The 21,391-nt window shown below is 70.8% G+C and carries 21 protein-coding genes; 12 read left to right on the top strand and 9 right to left on the bottom strand.

Features of this window, described 5'->3' with window-relative positions; genetic code table 11:
* The first annotated feature begins 40 nt into the window (after window positions 1–40).
* Window positions 41–724 carry a response regulator gene (locus ACZ48Z_RS16025; protein ID WP_468736449.1) on the top strand — a complete coding sequence of 228 codons (684 nt, stop codon included), beginning with the start codon at window positions 41–43 and terminating at the stop codon, window positions 722–724.
* A 4-nt stretch (window positions 725–728) separates the two neighbouring features.
* Here ACZ48Z_RS16025 and ACZ48Z_RS16030 read toward each other — a convergent pair whose 3' ends face one another.
* On the bottom strand, window positions 729–1,418 hold the full coding sequence (locus ACZ48Z_RS16030) for a TetR/AcrR family transcriptional regulator (RefSeq protein ID WP_468736450.1): 690 nt from the start codon (window positions 1,416–1,418) through the stop codon (window positions 729–731).
* A gap of 114 nt (window positions 1,419–1,532) precedes the next feature.
* Here ACZ48Z_RS16030 and ACZ48Z_RS16035 point away from each other — a divergent pair, with 114 nt between their 5' ends.
* The 4 genes from ACZ48Z_RS16035 (at window position 1,533) to ACZ48Z_RS16050 (ending at window position 5,689) form a co-directional block, all read left to right on the top strand.
* Window positions 1,533–2,282, top strand: coding sequence for an SDR family oxidoreductase (locus ACZ48Z_RS16035; RefSeq protein WP_468736451.1), 750 nt, complete (start codon window positions 1,533–1,535; stop codon window positions 2,280–2,282).
* A gap of 353 nt (window positions 2,283–2,635) precedes the next feature.
* Window positions 2,636–3,616, top strand: a complete 981-nt coding sequence (locus ACZ48Z_RS16040; protein WP_468736452.1) for an ATP-dependent DNA ligase — start codon at window positions 2,636–2,638, stop codon at window positions 3,614–3,616.
* A gap of 130 nt (window positions 3,617–3,746) precedes the next feature.
* Window positions 3,747–4,523: an NPP1 family protein gene (locus tag ACZ48Z_RS16045; RefSeq protein WP_468736453.1), complete on the top strand. Its 777-nt coding sequence runs from the start codon at window positions 3,747–3,749 to the stop codon at window positions 4,521–4,523.
* Between the two features lie 101 nt (window positions 4,524–4,624).
* On the top strand, window positions 4,625–5,689 hold the full coding sequence (locus tag ACZ48Z_RS16050; protein ID WP_468736454.1) for a questin oxidase family protein: 1,065 nt from the start codon (window positions 4,625–4,627) through the stop codon (window positions 5,687–5,689).
* Here the strand turns inward: ACZ48Z_RS16050 and ACZ48Z_RS16055 are convergent.
* Window positions 5,686–6,687: an ArsR/SmtB family transcription factor gene (locus tag ACZ48Z_RS16055; protein ID WP_468736455.1), complete on the bottom strand. Its 1,002-nt coding sequence runs from the start codon at window positions 6,685–6,687 to the stop codon at window positions 5,686–5,688. The genes ACZ48Z_RS16050 and ACZ48Z_RS16055 overlap by 4 nt on opposite strands.
* Window positions 6,688–6,800: 113 nt before the next feature.
* On the opposite strand from ACZ48Z_RS16055, the gene ACZ48Z_RS16060 reads away from it, so the two are divergent.
* Complete coding sequence (locus tag ACZ48Z_RS16060) at window positions 6,801–8,012, top strand: MFS transporter (RefSeq protein WP_468736456.1); 1,212 nt, start codon at window positions 6,801–6,803, stop codon at window positions 8,010–8,012.
* Between the two features lie 178 nt (window positions 8,013–8,190).
* Complete coding sequence (gene hemC, locus ACZ48Z_RS16065; RefSeq protein WP_468736457.1) at window positions 8,191–9,126, top strand: hydroxymethylbilane synthase; 936 nt, start codon at window positions 8,191–8,193, stop codon at window positions 9,124–9,126.
* 13 nt (window positions 9,127–9,139) lie between these two features.
* On the opposite strand, the gene ACZ48Z_RS16070 is transcribed toward hemC, so the two are convergent.
* The 4 genes from ACZ48Z_RS16070 to ACZ48Z_RS16085 form a co-directional block, all read right to left on the bottom strand.
* Window positions 9,140–9,655 (bottom strand): hypothetical protein, encoded by a 516-nt coding sequence (locus ACZ48Z_RS16070; protein WP_468736458.1) that lies wholly within the window; start codon window positions 9,653–9,655, stop codon window positions 9,140–9,142.
* Between the two features lie 192 nt (window positions 9,656–9,847).
* A complete protein-coding gene (locus ACZ48Z_RS16075) occupies window positions 9,848–10,699 on the bottom strand; it encodes an ABC transporter permease (RefSeq protein WP_468736459.1) in 852 nt (283 codons plus the stop codon).
* Window positions 10,659–11,480 carry an ABC transporter ATP-binding protein gene (locus tag ACZ48Z_RS16080; protein WP_468736460.1) on the bottom strand — a complete coding sequence of 274 codons (822 nt, stop codon included), beginning with the start codon at window positions 11,478–11,480 and terminating at the stop codon, window positions 10,659–10,661. Before ACZ48Z_RS16080 ends, ACZ48Z_RS16075 begins: the two co-directional genes overlap by 41 nt.
* Window positions 11,477–11,932 carry a MarR family winged helix-turn-helix transcriptional regulator gene (locus ACZ48Z_RS16085; RefSeq protein ID WP_468736461.1) on the bottom strand — a complete coding sequence of 152 codons (456 nt, stop codon included), beginning with the start codon at window positions 11,930–11,932 and terminating at the stop codon, window positions 11,477–11,479. The genes ACZ48Z_RS16080 and ACZ48Z_RS16085 overlap by 4 nt, the downstream gene beginning before the upstream one ends.
* 280 nt (window positions 11,933–12,212) lie before the next feature.
* Here ACZ48Z_RS16085 and ACZ48Z_RS16090 point away from each other — a divergent pair, with 280 nt between their 5' ends.
* Window positions 12,213–13,004, top strand: coding sequence for an RNA polymerase sigma factor SigF (locus tag ACZ48Z_RS16090; protein WP_468736462.1), 792 nt, complete (start codon window positions 12,213–12,215; stop codon window positions 13,002–13,004).
* 15 nt (window positions 13,005–13,019) lie between these two features.
* On the opposite strand, the gene ACZ48Z_RS16095 is transcribed toward ACZ48Z_RS16090, so the two are convergent.
* Entirely contained in the window at window positions 13,020–13,352 is a 333-nt protein-coding gene (locus ACZ48Z_RS16095; RefSeq protein WP_468736463.1) for an ANTAR domain-containing protein, read from the bottom strand.
* Window positions 13,353–13,521: 169 nt separating this feature from the next.
* Between ACZ48Z_RS16095 and ACZ48Z_RS16100 the strand changes: the two genes are divergently transcribed.
* Window positions 13,522–14,325 (top strand): VOC family protein, encoded by an 804-nt coding sequence (locus ACZ48Z_RS16100; protein WP_468736464.1) that lies wholly within the window; start codon window positions 13,522–13,524, stop codon window positions 14,323–14,325.
* A gap of 91 nt (window positions 14,326–14,416) precedes the next feature.
* Here ACZ48Z_RS16100 and glgX read toward each other — a convergent pair whose 3' ends face one another.
* A complete protein-coding gene (gene glgX, locus ACZ48Z_RS16105) occupies window positions 14,417–16,513 on the bottom strand; it encodes a glycogen debranching protein GlgX (protein ID WP_468736629.1) in 2,097 nt (698 codons plus the stop codon).
* 44 nt (window positions 16,514–16,557) lie between these two features.
* Complete coding sequence (locus ACZ48Z_RS16110) at window positions 16,558–17,052, bottom strand: pep a2 (RefSeq protein ID WP_468736465.1); 495 nt, start codon at window positions 17,050–17,052, stop codon at window positions 16,558–16,560.
* Between the two features lie 249 nt (window positions 17,053–17,301).
* Between ACZ48Z_RS16110 and ACZ48Z_RS16115 the strand changes: the two genes are divergently transcribed.
* The 3 genes from ACZ48Z_RS16115 (at window position 17,302) to treS (ending at window position 21,368) form a co-directional block, all read left to right on the top strand.
* Window positions 17,302–17,601: a DUF5133 domain-containing protein gene (locus tag ACZ48Z_RS16115; RefSeq protein ID WP_468736466.1), complete on the top strand. Its 300-nt coding sequence runs from the start codon at window positions 17,302–17,304 to the stop codon at window positions 17,599–17,601.
* A 75-nt stretch (window positions 17,602–17,676) separates the two neighbouring features.
* Window positions 17,677–19,653, top strand: coding sequence for an alpha-1,4-glucan--maltose-1-phosphate maltosyltransferase (locus ACZ48Z_RS16120; RefSeq protein WP_468736467.1), 1,977 nt, complete (start codon window positions 17,677–17,679; stop codon window positions 19,651–19,653).
* Window positions 19,650–21,368: a maltose alpha-D-glucosyltransferase gene (gene treS, locus ACZ48Z_RS16125; protein ID WP_468736468.1), complete on the top strand. Its 1,719-nt coding sequence runs from the start codon at window positions 19,650–19,652 to the stop codon at window positions 21,366–21,368. Before ACZ48Z_RS16120 ends, treS begins: the two co-directional genes overlap by 4 nt.
* Window positions 21,369–21,391: the final 23 nt, after the last annotated feature.

The following is a 21,391-nucleotide window of genomic DNA, read 5'->3' on the forward strand; positions in this document are numbered from 1 at the left end:
TCCCCCTGCCCGCCGTCACGGAACGTCAAGAACGGACCCCATGACCATCCGCGTACTGCTCGCCGACGACCAGGCCCTGCTGCGGGCCACCTTCCGGATCCTCATCGACTCGTGCGACGACATGGAGGTGGTCGCTGAGGCCGCCGACGGCGCCGCAGCGGTCGATCTGGCACGCGTCCACCGGCCCGACGTGATCCTGATGGACATCCGCATGCCGGGGACCGACGGCCTGGCCGCCACGTCCGCGATCTGCGCCGACCCCGAGCTGTCCGAGACGCGCGTGCTGATCCTGACCACGTTCGAGATCGACGAGTACGTCGCACAGTCGCTGCGGGCCGGGGCCAGCGGGTTCCTCGGCAAGGACGTCACCGCCGAGGCCCTGCTCGACGGCGTCCGGACCGTGGCGGCCGGGGACTCCCTGCTCTCCCCCGGCGCCACCCGCACCCTCATCACCCGCTTCCTGTCGGCCCCGGGGCTGGGCACCCGGCTCGCCGCCGCCGACGACCTGACCGGCCTCACCACCCGGGAACGCGAGGTGATGGCCTGGGTGGCGGAAGGCCACTCCAACGAGGGGATCGCGGAGAAGCTGTTCGTCAGCCCCCTGACAGTCCGCACCCACGTCCACCGTGCGATGACGAAGCTCGGTGCCCGGGACCGGGCCCAGCTCGTCGTCATGGCCTATCAGTCGGGCCTGGTCCAGGCGCTGCCGCCCGAGGAGCGCTGACCTCTCACCTCTCGGAGAGCTTCTCCAGCCACTGCTGGAGGAGGGCCGACTCCGCCGTCGTGAACACCGGCGGCAGGTCGGCGCGCAACCGGGCCGCCAGAGTGGCGGCCGCGACGGGCACCGAGCTCCCCTCACGGGAGACGTCGAGGTCGGCGGGCCGGGTCACCGAGTCCAGCACGGCGTCGCGCAGCCGTTCCGCGAACTTGGCGTCCGCGTACTGCTCGGCTCTGGTCAGCATGGACAGGGCCGCCCCGACGTTGGCGGACATGATGATCTGGGTGGCCAGTGCGGGCGGCACCGTCAGCCGTCCCTCGGCCGCGCAGCGCTCCAGGATGCCGTGGAGCAGGTCGTGCGCCTCCTGGACCGCGGCCGGGGGCACCGTCAGTTCGGGCGAGTACATCAGGCGGTAGTGGCTGGGGTGCTCCAGCGCGAAGCGCATGTGGTTGTCCCAGCCGGTCCTGAGGTCCTCGACGGGGTCTCCGCTCGGCCGCGCCGCACGCTTGGACGCGAGGTACTGCTCGAAGCCCCGGTCGACCACGGCAGCCAGCAGGCCCGCCTTGTCGCCGAAGAGCCGGTAGAGCATCGGTGCGCCCACCCCGGCCCGCTCGCACACGGCGCGTGTCGAGACATCGGCGGCCGACGCGCCGGCCAGCAGCTCGGTGGCCGCTTCCAGGATCTTCTCTCTCGCATCCATGCCTCCACCGTAAGACATTCGTATCGCCGATACGAGTGAGGGGTTACCAGCGCTACGATCCCGTGTTATCGTCGATACGAACAGGCCGTAGCAACGCTAACAAGGGATGCAGTCATGACCACTGGGACCCGGACGGAACAGCGCGTGGCGATCGTGACCGGCGGCTCGCGCGGCATCGGACGGCAGATCGCCCAACAGCTCGCCGACGACGGGTTCGCGGTCGTCGTCGGGTACGCGGGCAACAAGGACGCGGCCGACGAGACCGTGCACACCATCGCGGAAGCGGGCGGCCACGCTTACGCAGCGCGCGCGGACGTCGCCGACGAGACGGAGGTCGCCGCCCTGTTCGACCTGGCGGAGGCCACGTACGGCGGTGTCGACGCCGTGGTCCACTCCGCGGGCCGGATGCCCCTGTCCCCCATCGCGGAGCTCGACCTCGACGAGCTCGACGCGCTGTACCGCACCAACATCCGCGGCACCTTCGTCGTCGACCAGCAGGCCGCGCGCCGGCTGCGGCCGGGCGGGGCGCTCGTCAACCTCTCCAGCTCGGTCGTCGGCCTCGCCTTCCCCGGCTACGGCGCCTACGCGGCCAGCAAGGGCGCCGTCGAGGCCGTGACCCTGGTCCTCGCCCGCGAGCTCCGCGGCCGTGACGTGACCGTCAACGCCGTCGCCCCCGGTCCGACCGCGACCGACCTCTTCCTCGACGGCAAGGACGAGGAGACCGTCGCCCGCCTGGCGGCACAGCCCCCGCTCGAGCGGCTCGGGACACCCCAGGACATCGCCAACGTCGTGTCGTTCCTGGTGAGCCCGGCCGGTCACTGGGTCAACGGCCAAGTGCTGCGGGCCAACGGCGGCATAGTCTGACCCCGGCCGGCCAGGCGCCGGGCGACCCCGCCCGCGCGTACACCTCTCCCGGCGCCCGACGAGCCGACCGCTCCCACCGCGCGAGCCGACTGTCCGAGCGACCACCTGCGAACCCGGGGTGCAGCAGCCGTCCACCGGCACCCCCTGATCACCGACGACGCCCCGCGCTCGCCGGCTTCTCCGCCGGTCGGTGTGGCTGCGGGACCCGGACAGCACCCTCGTCGACCGGTACCGGGAGACATGACGGCTTCCCGGAGGCCGGCGCCGCCTGACGGCTCCTCGGGCAGCGCCCGTTCAGGGGAAACCGGCGCGCGGGGCGCGTGACGGTCGTTGCCCGCGTCGACAACTCACCCGTGACCCTCCCGTTGATCCCGCCCATGCTGGCCACGCCCGGCACCCTGCCGCCCGCCTCGCAGGACGCGCGGTGGGCGTACGAGACCAAGCAGGACGGCCAGCGGGTGGTGGTCTGTCTCGGCGGGGACGGCTCGGTGGTGCTGCGTGCCCGGTCGGGGGAGGAGATCACCGGCGCCTATCCCGAACTGCGGCCGCTGGGCGGTGCCCTCGGCGCCGCGGCGGCCGTGCTCGACGGGGAGATCCTGGCACTGGACGAACAGGGGCGCGCGGACTTCCAGTTGCTGCAGTCGCGGATGGGGCTGGCCCACGCTCCGGCGAGGGCGGCGCGCCGGGCGGCCCAAACCCCTGTCCATCTCGTCCTGTTCGACGTGATGCACCTGGGGCGGCGGTCCCTCCTCTCCCTCCCCTACGTGCAGCGGCGCGCACGACTGGAGTCGCTGGGCCTGACCGGGCCTCACTGGTCGACGCCCGCCGCCCTCGTCGGACATGGTGAAGAGGCCCTGCGTGCCACACGTGAGCACGGTCTGGAGGGCCTGGTCTGCAAGCGGCTGGACTCGGTGTACGAGCCGGGGGTGCGTTCCCGGGCCTGGATCAAGATTCGCAACATGCGCAGCGAGGATGTGATCGTGGGCGGCTGGCTGCTCGGCAAGGGACGCCTCACGGGACTGCCGGGCGCGGTGCTGGTGGGACAGCGGGCCGGAGGGCGGCTGCGGTACGTCGGCAATGTGGGCACCGGCTGGAGCGAGCAGGAGCGGACCGAACTCGCCGCACTGCTGACCGCCGCGGCGACACAGGTGTGCCCCTTCGATCCCGCGCCGCCGGTCCCCGGTGCGCGCTGGGTGCTGCCCCGGCTGGTCGGCGAGGTCCGCTACAGCACCCGGACCCGGGCGGGGTTGCTGCGTCAGCCGTCCTGGCTGCGGCTGCGACCGGATCTCGCGCCGGAGGACTCTGCCGCCGACCTTCCCGACGCACCTTCATGATCCGAATGTTCGGCGGGCCGTAACCGGAGCGATGTGTTCGGCCTCTTGGCGCGGACATGAAAAGCCGGGAAGCTGAACTCCCCAGTAACCCCACAGCCGTTGGGCTGCGCCCGGACCCGAGGAGGACGCAGTGGCGTCACCGTCGTTCAAGAAGCACCGTGCGAGGCTGTTCACCGGCCTGGCCGGCGCCGCCGCGCTCGTCGTCGCCCTCCCCTCCGCCGCGTTCGCCGCTCCGCCCAAGGCGCTGCCCGCCAACGCCGAGAGCGCCGAGTACACGTACCAGCCGGCCTTCGACTACGACACCGACGGCTGCTACTCGACCCCGGCCATCGGCCCCGACGGCACGATCAACGGGGGCCTCAACCCGACGGGTTCGCTCAGCGGTGACTGCCATGACGCCTCGGACCTCGACAACACCAACACGTACTCGCGCTACAAGTGCAACAACGGCTGGTGCGCCTACCTGTACGGCCTGTACTTCGAGAAGGACCAGGCCGTGGCGAACAGCAGCATCGGCGGCCACCGCCACGACTGGGAGCACGTCGTGATCTGGGTGCAGAACGGCACGGTCCAGTACGTCTCGACGTCCAACCACGGCTCGTTCACGGTGAGCGCGGCGTCCGGTGTCCGCTTCGACGGCACGCACGCGAAGATCGTCTATCACAAGGACGGCATCAGCACGCACTGCTTCCGCCTGGCCAACTCGGGCGACGAGCCCCCGGAGAACGCCAAGGGCACCTGGCAGTACCCGCCGCTGGTCGGCTGGAACGGCTACCCGGCCGGGCTGCGCGACAAGCTGAGCGCGTACGACTTCGGGAGCGCCAACTTCGGCCTCAAGGACGCCAACTTCGCCAACCACCTGACGTCGGCGAAACCGTCGGGGATCGCCTTCGACCCCAACGCCTGACCCGCCCGGACGATCGGGCGCAGGACCTAGGACTCACGTCTCCACGGCTTCCGCCCCGCGCCCGATCCACCCCCGCCGGTCCCCCGCATAACGTCCCGTGCATGGACACCAGCGACGCGACCCGACCGAAGGACCTCAGCCACCCGACCGTCACGAGCGACACCAGCGGGCACCTCGAAGAGGCGCTGGAACGCGTCCACGCGTCCGGCCCGGAACGAGAGGGCTGGCTGTCCAATCACGCCCCCATGGTCGTCGAGGCGCTCGCCGCGCACGGGCAGGCGGACTCGGTGCACCGGTGGCTGGACCTCTACCGGGACAGACTGGAGGACTTCCCCGACCGCACGGCCCCCGTCACCGACGACAACTGGCTCTCGGCACTGGGTGATCCGCGCCGGATCGCGGACTGGACCGACCATTTCTCCCGCACGCTCGCCGAACGCCCCTGGCGGGACGTCCTCGCCGAATGGTGGCCCCGCCTGCTGCCCGGCCTGTACGGCGGCGCCACCCACACGGTCATACGCGTCGGCCACGCCGTCCGCGCCGTGGCCGCCGAGGAGAACGCGCCCCGGGTCACCGAGCTGGCTCATGCCCTGGGCTACTGGGCGGCACGGCACCAGCCGGTGACCGGTCTCGTGGCGCTGCCGGGCGCGCGGACCGCGAGGGCGGCCCTGGACGCCGTACCCGTGATCGAGCCGGGGCACCTGGGGTTCCGGAACCGCCTGGCCGCCGTACGGCGACTGCCCGTCTGGGCGGACGAGGTCACCGACCCGGACACCGCGAAGGAGCGGCTCACCGAACTCGTCCGCGCCGCGACCCACCGCTACGCCACCCACGGCCATGGCGAGCCCACCATGCTCGTCCACGCGGCGACGGCCCCCAACGCCGTACTGCGTGCCCTGGACTCGCTCCCCCGGGACCAGTGGGCGCCCAGCCTGCACGCGGCCTGGACGGCGTCGGCGGCGGTCACCGCGATGTACGCGCCCGTGGAACCGGTCGCCCCCACCCCGCCGGTACGCATGGAGCCCGGGGAAGTCCTGCAGCGGGCACTCGCGCACGGCGACGAACACGTCATCAAACTGACCGACACGGCCCTGGACGTCGGCGACGAGCAGGCCCTCGCGGCCGCCCTGCGCTCGGTCGAACTGAGCGAGCCGCTCGCCTCCTAGGAGCTCGCCCCGGCCCCGGCCACCACTGCGTCGCCCAGCGCCGTCCGTCCGTACAGCACATGGAGGCCCTGCCGCCGCGAGCCGAGCAGACCCGCCTCGCGCAGGACCGACAGATGGGCGGAGACGGTCGAGGGGGCGAGGCCGTGGCGGCGGGCCAGGTCGGTGGTCGAGGACGGATCCTCCAGCCCGGCCAGGACCGCGGCGCGCTGCCGCCCCAGCAGCCGGGCCAGCGCCTGCGGCGGCCGCGGCGCCTCGTCGGTGCGCAGGGCACCCATGCCGCGGGCGGGATAGATGACCGTCGGCTGCCAGGGCCGCGCGAAGCCGCTCACCACGTCCGGCCAGACGAACACGCTCGGCATGAGCAACACGCCCCGACCATCGGCCAGTTGAGCGTCCGCCATGTCGCCGCGCACGGGAAGAGTGAGGGTTCCGTCGATCCAGTCGACGTCCGGATGCAGTCCGGTCAGCAGCGCGTCGAGCCCGGCGTCCGCCATCTGCCGGGACCGGTGCGCGATGTCGGCCCCCAGGACGGCACGGTGGCGTGCCCACTCCGGCGCGACGAGTACCTGCCAGGCCTGTTCGGTGAGGTCGGCGAGACGCCGTACGGTCGCGGCCGGGTCGTCCAGGGCGGCCCGGCCGCGCGGCGACTCGGCGAGCCCAGGTGTGCAGGCGAGTGAGCGGGCCATCTCGGCGTGGGCCAGGGCGGGGTCGGTGGCGCGCACGCGGGACAGTTCGTCCTCGAAGCGGGGGTAGGGCTCCTCGGGCGGTGGCCCCAGGAAGTCGGGGGTGTACCCACTGGCCGGCGGGATGAACAGCCACAGCGGGGTCAGGTCGAGTCCCGCGACCGCAGGGGCCGCGCGGCGCAGCCAGTCCCGGTGGTAGCCGTGCCGGGCGGACCGGCGCAGCATCCGCAGCGCCTCGTGGGTCTGGCACAGCGGGGAGACGGCGAACCGGCACCGTCCGAGGTCGTCGTTCCCGAGACGCAGGGTCAGCGGCACGTCGGGCTCCCTGGCGGCGATCGGTGATTCGTCCTGGACCGAAAGAGTAGAACCGCCGCCGTCGGCGCCGCACGCTTGCCGTCCCCGACTCCCCTCCCCCGGAAGGCACTTGAATGGGCAGCGTACGTCCGGTCCCCTGGCGCGGGGCCGTCGTCGTCGCGGCGCTGATGCTTGCGGCGTTCACGTTCAACACGACCGAGAACCTCCCGGTGGGCCTTCTGTCCCTGATGGCGGGCGATCTCCGGGTCTCCCTCACGGCGGTGGGTGCGCTCGTCAGCGGCTACGGCCTGACGGTGGCCGTCACTTCGCTGCCGCTGGCCCACGTCACCCGGTCCGTGCCGCGCCGGCATCTGATGGCCTGCCTGCTCGTGGTGCTCGCGGCGGCGTGCTGGATCTCCGCGCTCGCCGCCGTGTCGTACGGCCTGCTGCTGGCCGCCCGGGTGGCGACCGCGCTGGCGCAGGCGCTGTTCTGGGCGGTGATGGGGCCGGTCGCTGTCGGTCTCTTCGCACCCGAGCGCCGGGGCCGGATCATCGGGCTCCTGTCGGTCGGGGGTTCGCTGGCCACGGTGGCGGGAGTGCCGGCTGGGACCTGGCTGGGCGGGCACAGTGGCTGGCGGACGCCGTTCGCGGTGCTCGGGGTGCTCGCCGTCGTGTCGCTGGTCGCGGTGGCCGTCTTCCTGCCGACCTCCCCTCCACGGGAGAGCCACGCGGCGTACGGTGCCGCCCCCGACCGGCGCCGGTTCGCGGTCGTGCTCGCCACCACCGCGCTCTCGGTGACGGGGGCGTTCACCGGATTCACCTACGTCGTCGCCTTCCTTGACGAGGTCAGCGGCTTCGGCCGGGACGCGGTGAGCGCCGTCCTGCTGGCGTTCGGGGCGTCCGCAGTGGCCGGGGTCGCGGTGGCGGGGCCACTGCTGGACCGGTATCCGCGGGCGACGCTGACCGTGCCGGTGGCGGGGCAGGCCGTGGCCCTGATCGGACTGTGCGCGGTCGGGAGGAGCCAGGTCGCGACCGTGGGACTGCTCATGCTGTTGGGGGCCTCGGTGGCGCCGGCGTTCATGGCGACGCAGAGCCAGGTGCTGCATGTCGCCCCGGGGCGCACCGAGACGGCCCTGGCGGCCAACTCGGCGGCGTTCAACGTGGGCGTGGCCGCCGGTGCCCTGCTCGGGGGCGGGCTGCTGCCCCTGATCGGGATGCGGGGCGCGTTCCTGGCCGGCGGGCTGCTCACGGTGGGGGCGCTCGCGGTACTGGAGTGGCCGTTCGCCGCCGTACCGCGGCAGCGGACCTTCACAGCGATGGACACCCCGGGGCCCGGCTGCCGATGACGACCGGGCAGATCTTCACGAGGCTCGGACTGGACACTGTGTTCATGGACGCCCCGCTGACACCTCACCGCCGGGCGGGCGCCCGCGTCGAGCAAGTCGAGCGAACGGGGCCCTCCTTCCTGGCCATTGCTCCCTGAGCGTCAAACACGGACCCGCCGCAGGGTCTATCGTGTCCCGCATGTCCCTCCCGGAACTGATTCGCATCGTCTCCCGTGACTCGCCGATGGCGCTGGCCCAAGTGGAGCGTGTCCGCAGCGAGTTGACCGCCCTGTACCCCGGTGTGCGCACCGAGGTCGTGCCGGTGAAGACGACCGGTGACAAGTGGATGGGCGACCTGTCCGCCGTCGAGGGCAAGGGCGCGTTCACCAAGGAGGTCGACGCCGCGCTGCTGGCCGGTGAGGCGGATCTCGCGGTGCACTGCGTGAAGGACGTGCCCGCCGACCGACCGCTCCCGGCCGGCACGACGTTCGCGGCGTTCCTGAAGCGGGACGACATCCGTGACGCGCTGATCCATCCGGGCGGCCTCACCCTGGACGAACTGCCGGACGGGACCCGCATCGGCACCTCCTCGGTGCGCCGCGTGGCCCAGCTGGCCGTGACCCATCCGCACCTGGAGTGCGTGCCGTTCCGCGGCAACGCCAACCGGCGCCTGGCGAAGCTGGCGGCCGGTGAGGCGGACGCGCTGCTGCTCGCGGTCTCCGGCCTGGAACGCATCGGCCGTCAGGACGTGATCAGCGAGATCCTCTCCCCCGAGACGATGATGCCGCCGATCGGCGCGGGCATCCTCGCGCTCCAGTGCCGGGAGGGCGACACCGATCTGATCGACACGGTCAGCGCGCTGGGCGACCCGGACACCTTCCGGGAGGCGACCGCCGAGCGCATGTTCCTGCATGTCCTCCAGGGTCACTGCAACAGCCCGATCGCCGGGTACGCGCGCACGGACCACGGTGGCGAACTCTCCCTGCGGGCCTGCGTGTTCACCCCGGACGGCAAGACCAGGCTGAACGCCCACGAGTGGGCGGGCCGGCTCGATCCGGCCACCCTGGGCACCTCGGTCGCCGTGGCGCTGCTGCGTCAGGGAGCCCGCGAGATCATCGACGGCATCCCGCACTGAGACCCAAACGGGATCAGGCAGTGCCCTCTTCGGCCTGGTCCCGCAGGAAGTTGCTCACCTGGCAGGCCAGGCCCTCACGGCCCACGCCCGGGTGGGCCGTTCCCTCGTCGAGGCCGATACCGCCCGCCCACAGTCGCCGGTCGGACCAGTCGTCGTCGACCCGCAGCTGGATCTGCACGTCGATCTGGTTCAGGCTCGCCTCAGGTCCCGCCGCGAACAGCACGGCGGTGACGCGGCGCAGCGGATAGACGTCGAAGCCCTCGATGAACTGCGAGTTGCGCCAGTCGATGAAGGCGCTCTCGCCGTCGGGCCCGATCCGCACGTCGATCTGACCGTCCTCCAGGTGGACGGTGGGATGCCGCTCGCCGCGGTTCTCGACGGTCACCCGGACGCTGAAGTAGGTGAGCCCTTCAGCGGCGTCGTCGCGTCCACGCGGCGGCTCGGCCGCCTCCAGACGGTGGACGCGGACACGCAGACCGGCATGCTCGTCGTACTCCAGCCAGTCCCCGACCACGTTCGGCTCGTACACAGTGCACCTCATCGACCTCAGAGAGCTGCTTCCTATCTGTGTGCTCAATGCACTGTCAAATGAGCAGAATGCGCTGTGGCCAGGTACTTCACCCCCTTTGATCGCTGATCAAGCCGTGCGCAGGAAGAATCCGCCAGGCGGCCGGAAAAACCCTTCCACCGGCGTGCCGCACATCACGTTCCCCACGCATGATCAACGGGCCAGCCGGCCGAGGAGCGAGGAGGCCGCGGTGATGCCGAGCGCGGCGGCCACCGCCAGCACCCCGAAGTCGAGCGCGAGATGGGCGGGCGTGCCCAGGAGGAGGCCGCGCAGGGCGTCGACTTCGTAGCTGAGGGGGTTCACCCTGCTGATCGTGCGGAGCCAGCCCGGCATGATCGACAGCGGGTACAGGGCGTTGGAGCCGAAGAACAGCGGCATGGTGATGGCCTGCCCGATGCCCATCAGGCGGTCCCTGCTGAGGACGATGCCGGCGATAGTCATCGACAGGCAGGAGAAGAACGCCGAGCCGAGGACCACGATCGCCCCGACCCCGAGGAGTTTGAGCGGGTTCCAGGTCAGGGACACGCCCAGCAGGGCGGCGATGACGATGACGACGACGGCCTGGATCAGCGACTTCACGCCGGCCGCGAAGGCCTTGCCGGTGGTCAGTGCCGAGCGCGGGGTCGGGGTGACCAGGAGCTTGTTGAGGATGCCCGCGTCGCGCTCCCAGATGATCTGGATGCCGTAGAAGATCGCGATGAACATCGCGGACTGGGCGATGATGCCGGGCGCCAGATAGTCGATGTAGGGGATGCCGTCGGTGGGGATCGCCCTCATGCGGGTGAAGGTCTGGCCGAAGATCAGCAGCCACAGGGCGGGCTGGACCGCGCGGGTGTAGAGCTCGGTGCGGTCGTGCCGCAGTTTCTGGAGTTCGACGGCGCACATCGCCACGACCCGGGCGGGCAGCAGCCGCCAGCCCGCGCGGGGCTCCGGCGGGCGCAGCAGCAGATGGATCGCGCTCGGGTCAGCCGACACGGTTCGCGGTGCGGCGGGTGCTTCGGACATCGCGGAAATCCCCTCCCTCGTCTTCGAGTCCGCTGCCGGCGACGTCACGGAAGACGTCCTCCAGGGTCGGCAGGGTGTCAGCGCCCCGGCTCTCGGCGAGTCCCCGTCTGAGCTCGACGGGGGTTCCGAGGGCGCGGATGCGGCCCCGGTGCATGAGGCCGACACGGTCGCAGTACTGGTCGGCCTCGTCCATGTAGTGGGTGGTCACGAGGACGGTCATGCCGGTCGCCTCGCGTACGGCGTTGATGTGCTCCCACACGCCGGTGCGGGCGATCGGGTCGAGGCCGATGGTCGGCTCGTCGAGGATCAGCAGCCGGGGCGCGCTGACCAGGGCCTGGGCGAGTTCCAGCCGGCGGACCATGCCGCCGGAGTAGGTGCCCGCGAGCCGGTCGGCGGCGTCGGTGAGGTCGACGGCGGCCAGGGCCTGGCCGACGCGTTCGGAGCGTTCCCTGCGGGCCACGTCGAAGACGCGGGCGAACAGGGCGACGTTCTCCCGGCCGGTCAGGTTGGCGTCGGCGGACAGCTGCTGCGGGACGTAGCCGAGCAGACGCCGTACGGCCATCGGGTCCTCGGCGGTGTCGCGGCCGAAGACCCGGACCATGCCCGCCGGGACGGGGAGCAGGGTGGTGATGCAGCGGATGGCGGTGGTCTTGCCGGCGCCGTTGGGGCCGAGCAGTCCGAAGACCTCGCCCTCTTCGACGGTCAGGTCCAGTTCGTGCACTGCGCTGGTGTCGCCGAACGTGTAGGCGAGCCCCGTACAGGACACAGCTTCGGTCGTCATGACTCCTCGGCCTCCTCGTGCAGGTTGACGGCGAGTGCGCGCAGGGCCGGGAGCGCGGCGCGCAGGGCCTCCCGGTCGGCCTCGTCGAGCCGGGCGACCTGCCGTCCGACCAGGGCGATCCGGCGCTGCTTCCAGTCACGCAGTCGTGTCTCGGCCTTGTCGGTGAGCAGCAGGCGGGCGGCGCGCCGGTCGGCCGGATCGGTCTCGCGGATCAGGTGTCCCTCCTTGACCAGCTGGTTGACCAGGGTCGAGACGGAGTTTCCGGCGAGGTACAGCTCCTTGGCCGCGTCGGAGACGCCGATCCCCGGCCGCGACTGCACCAGGCGCAGCAGCTCGACCTCGGCACCGCGCAGCCGCGGTGCGGTCAGTCCGGCGCGCAGTCTGCGTCTGAGCAGGCGCTGGACGCCGACCAGTGCGTCGGCCAGTTCTTCCGGGAGGGTCTGTTCGTCCACGCGATCGAGATTATCTCTGCATAAGAGGTATCTCGACCAAGGGCAGGTCAAGCAAGCGCTCCGCATGAGCAGAGGTGGACATCTACGACCTATTGCCGGTTTCCGTCTATTAGCATTTTCTGTTTTAATTCATTCGAAAGCGGGAATTCGCAAACAAGTGCTTCGGACAGGAGGCACGTCCGTGGGAGTCCGCCGAACGGGTCCCGGATGTCCCCGCGAAGGCCCGCGTGATCTCCCACGGTGTCTGTCCACCCAGCACCCGCTCAGGGAGGTGCGCGACATGCCGGTCGCCACCAGAACGAAGTCTCATCCCCACAACGACGCCCCCGACACCAACGAGGCCTTCGAGCGCCTGGCACGGCTGCCCGACGGCCCGGCACGCAAGGCGCTGCGGGACGAGCTGATCGAGCTGTGGCTCCCGATGGCCGAGCGCATCGCCGTCCGGTTCCGGGGCCGCGGGGAATCCCTGGAAGACCTCTACCAGGTGGCCGCCCTCGGCCTCGTCAAGGCTGTCGACCACTACGACCCGGCACGGGGCAGCGCCTTCGAGGCGTACGCGGTGCCGACGGTGACCGGCGAGATCAAACGGCACTTCCGCGACCACATGTGGACGCTGCACGTACCGCGCCGTGTGCAGGATCTGCGCAACCGGGTCCGGCGGGCCTCCAAGGAGCTCGCCCAGACCACCTCCGGCCGGGCTCCCACGATCGCCGAGATCGCCGAGCGGGCGCAGCTGACCGAGGACGAGGTGCGCACCGGGGCGGAGGCCCTGGAGTGCTTCACGGCGCTGTCGCTGGAGGCCGAGATGCCGGGCACCGACGGCTACGCCCTGGGCGACGCGCTCGGCGGCCCCGACCCCGGCTACGACGTGATCGTCGACCGCGTGGCCGCCAGGCCCGCTCTCGAAGCCCTGCCGGAACGCGAGCGGACCATCCTGTACCTGCGCTTTTTCCGGGGCATGACGCAGAGCGGCATCGCCGAGGAGCTCGGCATCTCGCAGATGCATGTCTCCCGGCTGCTCAGCACGTGCTTCGCCCAGCTGCGCGAGGAGGTCGTGACCGACGCCGGCTGAGCCGCGCGGGTGCCGTCACTCCGACGGCGCCCCCGGGATCTGCGTCGGACCGTGGCGGTCGAGGGCCTCTTCCAGCCGGGCCCGGATCTCCGGGGGCATCTCTCCCGAGCGCCCCCAGATGAGGATCAGTTCCGAGACGTTGCGCAGCCTGATGTTCGTGTGCTGGGAGACGTCCCGCAGCACTTCCCAGCCCTGGTCCGGACTCACTCTGCCGAGCGCGACGACCATCCCGATGGCCTGATCCACGACAGCGTGGGAGGCGACGGCCTCCTTCAGCTGGTCGACCTGCTCCTGGAGCTCGAAGACCCGCTGCGACTCGTCGGCGGGCTCGTTCGGTACGGCTGACACCCTTCCATCCTGTCACTCGGGCGGGTCCGTGCCACCGGGCCGGAGGAGGGAAGAGCCACCGTTTCGGCGTCACACCGGGGGTACTCGGCAGGCGCCCCCAGCGGTTCCGGACGGACACTGGTGAAACCCCCCGGTGGCCGCCGGCCGACGAGAGCAGGACGCGACTGCCATGAACCACACCTCGAGACGACCCACCGCGACCGCCGACGCCGTCTCCACACACCATGTCTTCGGCGCCCCCTGCTGGGTGAGCCTGACCAGTCGTGACCAGCGGACCACGGAGGACTTCTACGCAGCTGTCCTCGGGTGGGAGTGGAGGTCGGTCAAGCTGGGCGACCGCTTCCGGGTCGCGCTCGTGGACGGCACCCCGGTCGCCGGGATCGCGGCGGTGGCGTCGATGTGGCAGATGGCGGTGGCCTGGACGCCGTACTTCGCGGTGCCCAGCGCCGACGAGGCAGCGGCCCGGGTCCAGGAACGCGGCGGCACCCTGGCGGTCGGCCCGCTGTCCTTCCCGCCCGGCCGGGCCGCCCTGCTGTCCGACCGTGACGGAGCGACCTTCGGCGTCTGGGAGGGCGAGCTCGTCGCCGGCTGGGAGGTGTGGCGCCACGCCCAGCCGGCCTTCGTCCGACTGCACACCCGCGACGCGTTCGACGCCGCGATCTTCTACGGGGAGGTCCTCGACTGGGCCTCGGAGCGCCCCGGCGCCTGCGAGGTCCACTACGAGGGCGGCGAAGTGGTGCTGCGCAGCGGGGGCGACATCGTGGCGCGGATCGAGTCGGGGGCGCTGGGCTCGGCGCCCGACCCCACGATCAGGCCGCACTGGCAGGTCCACTTCGCGGTCACGGACGTGGTGGCCTGCGCCAAGGCCGCGGAGGCCCACGGCGGCGGCGTGGTATCGCAGAACGACGACGAGGCCGTCCTGCACGACCCCGACGGCGCCCGCTTCACGGTGACCTCGCGGCGCACGCGCTGAAGCACCGCGCGCTGAAGCACCGCGCGTCGAAACACCGAGCGCTGCAGCCCCGCGCGCTGAGGCCCGGGGCTGCATCCTGCTGTCCCGGCCCTCACCCGGCCCCGTGCGAGGGCCGGGACAGCAGGACCAGACTGCGCGCCTCGACGGTCATCTCCGTGCCGGCCTTGTGCTCGGACTCGTCGGCGCCCTGCGGCTCGGCCGTGTCGAGCCGGGTCGTCCAGCGCTCGCCGTAGGTGAGGTCCGGCAGCCGGAACTCGACGGGCTCCCAGTAGCCGTTCAGCAGGAGCAGGAACGAGTCGTCGACCACCCGGCGCCCGCGCTGGTCGGGCTCGGCGATGGCATCGCCGTTGAGGAAGACTCCGACCGAGTGCGCGTCGGAGCGCTGCCAGTCCGCCTCGGCCATCTCGGCGGCGTCCGGCAGCAGCCAGACCAGGTCGGGCAGCGGCTGCCCCGCGTGCGTCACCGTCTCGCCGCGGAAGAAGCGGCGCCTTCGCAGGACGGGGTGCGCGGCCCGCAGAGCGATCACCTGCCGGGTGAATTCGGCGAGTTCACGCTGCTCACCCGTCAGCCGCCAGTCGATCCAGGAGATGTCGTTGTCCTGGCAGTAGGCGTTGTTGTTGCCGCGCTGGGTGCGGCCGAGTTCGTCGCCGTGGCAGAGCATCGGAATGCCCTGCGAGAGCAGCAGGGTGGCCAGGAAGTTGCGCTGCTGGCGGGCGCGCAGGTCGAGCACGGCCGGGTCGTCGGTGTCTCCCTCGGTGCCGCAGTTCCAGGACCGGTTGGTGCTCTCGCCGTCGCGGCCGCCCTCCCCGTTCGCCTCGTTGTGCTTGTCGTTGTAGGAGACGAGGTCGCGCAGGGTGAAACCGTCGTGCGCGGTCACGAAGTTGACGCTGGCGCGCGGGCGGCGCCGGCTGTGCTGGTACAGGTCGGACGAGCCGGTCAGCCGGGAGGCGAACTCGCCGAGTGTGTGCGGCTCGGCGCGCCAGAAGTCCCGTACGGCGTCACGGTACTTGCCGTTCCACTCCGACCACAGGGGAGGGAAGTTGCCGACCTGGTAGCCGCCCTCCCCCACGTCCCACGGCTCGGCGATCAGCTTGACGCGGCTGATCACCGGGTCCTGCTGGATGAGGTCGAAGAACGCCGACAGCCGGTCCACCTCGTGGAACTGCCGGGCCAGGGTGGCCGCGAGGTCGAAGCGGAAGCCGTCGACGTGCATCTCGGTGACCCAGTACCGCAGCGAGTCCATGATCAGCTGAAGGACGTAGGGGTGCCGCATCAGCAGGCTGTTCCCGGTGCCGGTGGTGTCGTAGTAGTGCCCCCAGTCACCGTCCACCAGCCGGTAGTAGGAGGCGTTGTCGATGCCCCGGAAGGAGAGCGTGGGACCCTTCTCGTTGCCCTCGGCGGTGTGGTTGTAGACCACGTCGAGGATGACTTCGAGGCCGGCCGCGTGCAGCGCCTTCACCATCGCCTTGAACTCGGTGACCTGCTGCCCTCGGCTGCCGTGGGCGGCGTAGTCGTTGTGAGGCGCGAAGAAGCCGATCGTGTTGTAGCCCCAGTAGTTGGCGAGGCCGCGGTCCTGGAGCACCCCGTCCTGCACGAACTGGTGCACCGGCATCAGTTCCACGGCGGTCACGCCGAGCGAGGTCAGGTGGTCGGTCACCGCGGGATGGGCGAGACCGGCGTAGGTGCCCCGCAGTTCGGGCGGGACGTCGGGGTGGGTGCGGGTGAGGCCCCGGACGTGCGCCTCGTAGATCACACTGTCGGCGTACGGCCGTCCGGGTGGCCGGTCGTCGCCCCAGTCGAAGGCCGGGTCGGTGACCACGCCGAGCATGGTGTGCCCGGCGCTGTCGGCCTCGGGTGTGCGGAGCGAGGGGTCGTTGTCCGTCCGGCCGTCCACCGCTTTGGCGTACGGGTCGAGGAGCAGCTTCGCCGGATCGCACCGATGGCCGAACTCGGGCTGCCAGGGGCCGTGCACCCGATAGCCGTACCGCTGCCCCGGCCCGACCCCTGGCAGGTAGCCGTGCCACACGAAGCCGTCGGCCTCGGTCAGGGGGATGCCGCTGTGGGTGCCCTTCTCGTCGACCAGTACGAGTTCGACGCGCTCGGCGACCTCGCTGAACAGCGCGAAGTTGGTGCCCTCACCGTCGAAGGAGGCGCCCAGCGGGTAGGGGCGCCCGCTCCACGCGGGCACCCCCTTGCGCTGCCTGTACGGCTTCTTCCCGGACGCCGGCACGCTCAGCGCCCGCCGTCGACGGCACCGAAGGCCAGGGCCGCGACCGGCATCGCACGCGGCACCTGGAGCACCTCCCGCAGGCTGGGCGCCGGGACCGTCGGCACGCGCGGGACACGCTCACCGGAACGGGCCCGCTGCGAGAACCAGATGACCTTGCTGCCGGTCTCGGTGGCGCAGCAGCCCCAGCCGTCGCTCATCGCGGCGATGCGTCCGAGGCACGCACGGAGATCCAGGTCCGGGCGCAGGTCGCAGTCGTTCTCGGCGACGGCGGTGATCAGGTGCTGGCCGTTCCACCACAGTTCGATCGAGGTGTTCTTGTCCGTCGCGTGCTCGTCGATGGCCTTCAGCAGCAGGACGGCACCACGGCAGACGGGCTCGACCAGGGTGTCCAGGTCCCAGAGCCGTAGGTGGGCGGCCAGGATGCGCCTGACCTGCCCGACCCGTTCCGGGCTGACCTCCACGTCGAGGTGGTAGTAGCAGGGCACTGCGGTCTTCATCGTCGCTCCTCACGGCGAAGCTCCCGCTCCTCCCGGCCCCCGCGGGGCCGGGCCCCGAACAACGGAGCGTGAGCGCTGATCGCTTCAGAGTGACTCCAGAGTGCGAGTGCTACGCCATTCGTGCAACACGAGCGACCAGCGAGGTGGTTGAAGCGCCAACAAGACGCTGGGTCGTCGCGCGTGCACCATGAGTGAGGATCTCTCTCCAATCCTGTCGAGCCCTGTCGCGCACGAAAGGTGAACGGCGCCATGCTGCTACCGGCCAAAGCCGAGGTCGCCAGGCAACTGCGGCGGTATCGCGCCCAGGAGCGCGTGATGCTGGCCTCCCCCGCCGACCGCACCGTCAGGAGCACCTTCGAGGACGCCGGCTACACGCTGTGCGTCCTGATGGGCAAGCGCTGCGCCCGCGAGGCCGCCGACGCGGCCGAGCGCTATCTGCGGAGCAGCGTGGTGACGTATCTCCAGGAGCAGAGCGACCTCCCCCGTTCGGACGCCGTCGCAAGACGGGGTCCGCCGATAGCCACAGAACGTTCCCCCGCGGGGAGGTGACACCCTTCCGGCGCAGCTTCGACCCCCGGCCGGGCGCCCTCAGCGCCCGGCCTCGAGCACGACGGAGGCGAGAGCATGAGTTCCACCCCGGTCATCGGCCGCATCCCGGTACGGGACGTCCGCCCTGCCGTCGAGTCCGGCAGGCGCCCGGCGAAGGCGGTCGTGGGAGAGACCTTCGAGGTCACCGCCACCGTGTTCCGCGAGGGGCACGACGCCGTCGCCGCGAACGTCGTCCTCACCGACCCCGAGGGCCGGCACAGCCCGTGGACCCCGATGCGGGAGATGGCCCCGGGCACCGACCGCTGGGCCGCCGAGGTCACCCCGGACGTCGAGGGGCACTGGACGTACCGCGTCGAGGCCTGGAGCGATCCGGTGCGCACCTGGCGGCACACCGCCCGCATCAAGGTGCCGGCCGGCCTCGACACCGGCCTGGTCCTGGAGGAGGGCGCCGAGCTGTACGCCCATGCGGCGGCGGGCGTCCCGGAGGGCCCCCAGCGCGCGGTACTGCTGGCGGCGGCCAGGACGCTGGCCGACGACTCACTGCCGGTCGCCACCCGTCTGGCGGGGGCGCTGACCCCTGAGGTCGACGCGGTGCTGGCCCGCCATCCGTTGCGGGAGTTGATCACGGCGTCGGAGACGTTGCCGCTTTTGGTGGAGCGGGAGCGGGCGTTGTTCGGCTCGTGGTACGAGTTCTTCCCGCGGTCCGAGGGCACCCCGGAGCGGCCGCACGGCACGTTCCGTACGGCGGCCAGGAGGCTGCCGGCGATCGCCGCGATGGGTTTCGACGTGGTCTATCTGCCGCCGATCCACCCGATCGGCAGCACCTTCCGCAAGGGCCGCAACAACACCCTGTCCGCCGGCCCGGAGGATGTGGGGGTGCCGTGGGCGATCGGTTCGCCGGAGGGCGGGCATGACGCGGTCCACCCGGATCTGGGCACGATCGAGGACTTCGACTGGTTCGTCCGGCAGGCGCGGGAGCAGGGTCTGGAGATCGCGCTGGACTTCGCCCTGCAGTGCTCTCCCGACCATCCCTGGGTGCACAAGCATCCGGAGTGGTTCCATCACCGTGCCGACGGCACCATCGCGTACGCGGAGAACCCGCCGAAGAAGTACCAGGACATCTATCCGATCGCCTTCGACGCCGATCTGGACGGGCTGATCGCCGAGACGGTGCGGGTGCTGCGGTACTGGATGGACCACGGGGTGCGGATCTTCCGGGTGGACAACCCGCACACCAAGCCGGTCGTCTTCTGGGAACGCGTGATCGCCGAGATCAACGCCGGCGACCCTGATGTGATCTTCCTGGCGGAGGCGTTCACGCGGCCGGCGATGATGCACACGCTGGCGCAGATCGGCTTCCAGCAGTCCTATACCTACTTCACCTGGCGCACCACCAAGGAAGAACTCACCGAGTACCTGAGTGAGCTGTCGGGTGAGGCGGCCTCCTACATGCGGCCGAACTTCTTCGCCAACACCCCCGACATCCTGCCCGGGCACCTGCAGCACGGCGGCCGTGCCGCGTTCGCCCTGCGCGCGGTCCTGGCCGCGACCCTCTCGCCGACCTGGGGCATCTACTCCGGCTACGAACTCGCCGAGAACACCCCGCTGCGCGCGGGCGGCGAGGAGTACCTCGACTCGGAGAAGTACCAGCTCAAGGCCCGCAACTGGGACAGCGAGGACTCCCTCGCGCCCCTCATCACCCGGCTCAACACCATCAGGCGGCGTCACCCCGCGCTCCAGCGGCTGCGCAACATCCGCTTCCACTCGACCGACAACGACGCGGTCATCGCCTACAGCAAGCGCACGGGCGACGACACGGTTCTGGTGGTCGTGAACCTCGACCCGCACCACACCCAGGAGGCGACGGTCTCGTTGGACATGCCGCAACTCGGCCTGGACTGGCACGAGTCCCTGTCCGTGCACGACGAACTGACGGGTCGGACCCACCACTGGAGCAGAAGCAACTACGTGCGCCTGGAGCCCGGCCGGGCACCCGCGCACGTGTTCCAGGTCCGCAGGCCGGCACCGCAGATCGGAGAGTCCAGAGCGTGACTGTCAACGAGCCCGTCCACGACACCTTCGAGGACACCCCGGCCAGGGACCGGGATCCCGACTGGTTCAAACGAGCCGTCTTCTACGAGGTGTTGGTCCGTTCCTTCCAGGACAGCAACGGCGACGGGGTCGGCGACCTCAAGGGCCTGACCGCCAAGCTGGACTACCTCCAATGGCTCGGTGTCGACTGCCTGTGGCTGCCGCCGTTCTTCAAGTCACCGCTCAGGGACGGCGGTTACGACGTCTCCGACTACACGGCCGTCCTGCCCGAGTTCGGTGACCTCGCCGACTTCGTGGAGTTCGTCGACGCCGCCCACCAGCGCGGCATGCGCGTGATCATCGACTTCGTCATGAACCACACCAGCGACCAGCACCCGTGGTTCCAGGAGTCCCGCGCCAACCCCGACGGCCCCTACGGCGACTACTACATGTGGGCCGACGACGACAAGCAGTACCAGGACGCGCGGATCATCTTCGTCGACACCGAGGCGTCCAACTGGAGCCACGACCCGGTCCGCGGTCAGTACTACTTCCACCGCTTCTTCTCCCACCAGCCGGACCTCAACTACGAGAACCCGGCCGTCCAGGAGGAGATCCTGGCCGCCCTGCGGTTCTGGCTGGACCTCGGGATCGACGGCTTCCGCCTCGACGCAGTCCCCTATCTGTACGCGGCGGAGGGCACCAACTGCGAGAACCTGCCCGCCAGTCACGCGTTCCTGAAGCGGGTCCGCAAGGAGATCGACGCGATGTATCCGGACACCGTGCTGCTGGCGGAGGCGAACCAGTGGCCGGAGGACGTCGTCGACTACTTCGGCGACTACGAGTCCGGCGGCGACGAATGCCACATGGCCTTCCACTTCCCGGTCATGCCCCGCATCTTCATGGCCGTCCGCCGCGAATCGCGCTACCCCGTCTCGGAGATCCTCGCCAAGACCCCCGCGATCCCCTCCAACTGCCAGTGGGGCATCTTCCTGCGCAACCACGACGAGCTCACCCTCGAAATGGTCACCGACGAGGAACGCGACTACATGTGGGCCGAATACGCCAAGGACCCGCGTATGCGCGCCAACATCGGCATCAGGCGGCGGCTCGCCCCGCTCCTGGACAACGACCGCAACCAGATCGAGCTCTTCACCGCGCTCCTGCTCTCCCTGCCGGGCTCGCCGATCCTCTACTACGGCGACGAGATCGGCATGGGCGACAACATCTGGCTCGGCGACCGCGACGCCGTACGCACCCCCATGCAGTGGACACCGGACCGTAACGCGGGCTTCTCCACGGCCGATCCGGGGCGCCTCAACCTGCCGATCATCATGGACCCGGTCTACGGGCACCAGGTCACCAACGTCGAGGCGTCGATGGCGTCGCCCTCCTCGCTGCTGCACTGGACCCGCCGGATGATCGAGATCCGCAAGCAGAACCCGGCCTTCGGGCTCGGGTCCTTCACCGAACTGCCGTCCTCCAACCCCGCTGTGCTCGCGTTCCTGAGGGAGTACGAGGACGACCTGGTCCTGTGCGTGCACAACTTCTCCCGGTTCGCCCAGCCGACGGAACTGGACCTGCGTGAGTTCGACGGTCTGCACCCGGTCGAACTGTTCGGCGGGGTCCGTTTCCCGGCCATCGGCGAACTGCCGTACCTGCTGACCCTCGGGGGGCACGGCTTCTACTGGTTCCGGCTCTCCCGAGTCGCATCCCGCATCGGCCGACGCCCTTGAGCGTGCCGACGAAAGGACGCGTC

The sequence above is a fragment of the Streptomyces sp. NPDC031225 genome (genome assembly GCF_055570355.1).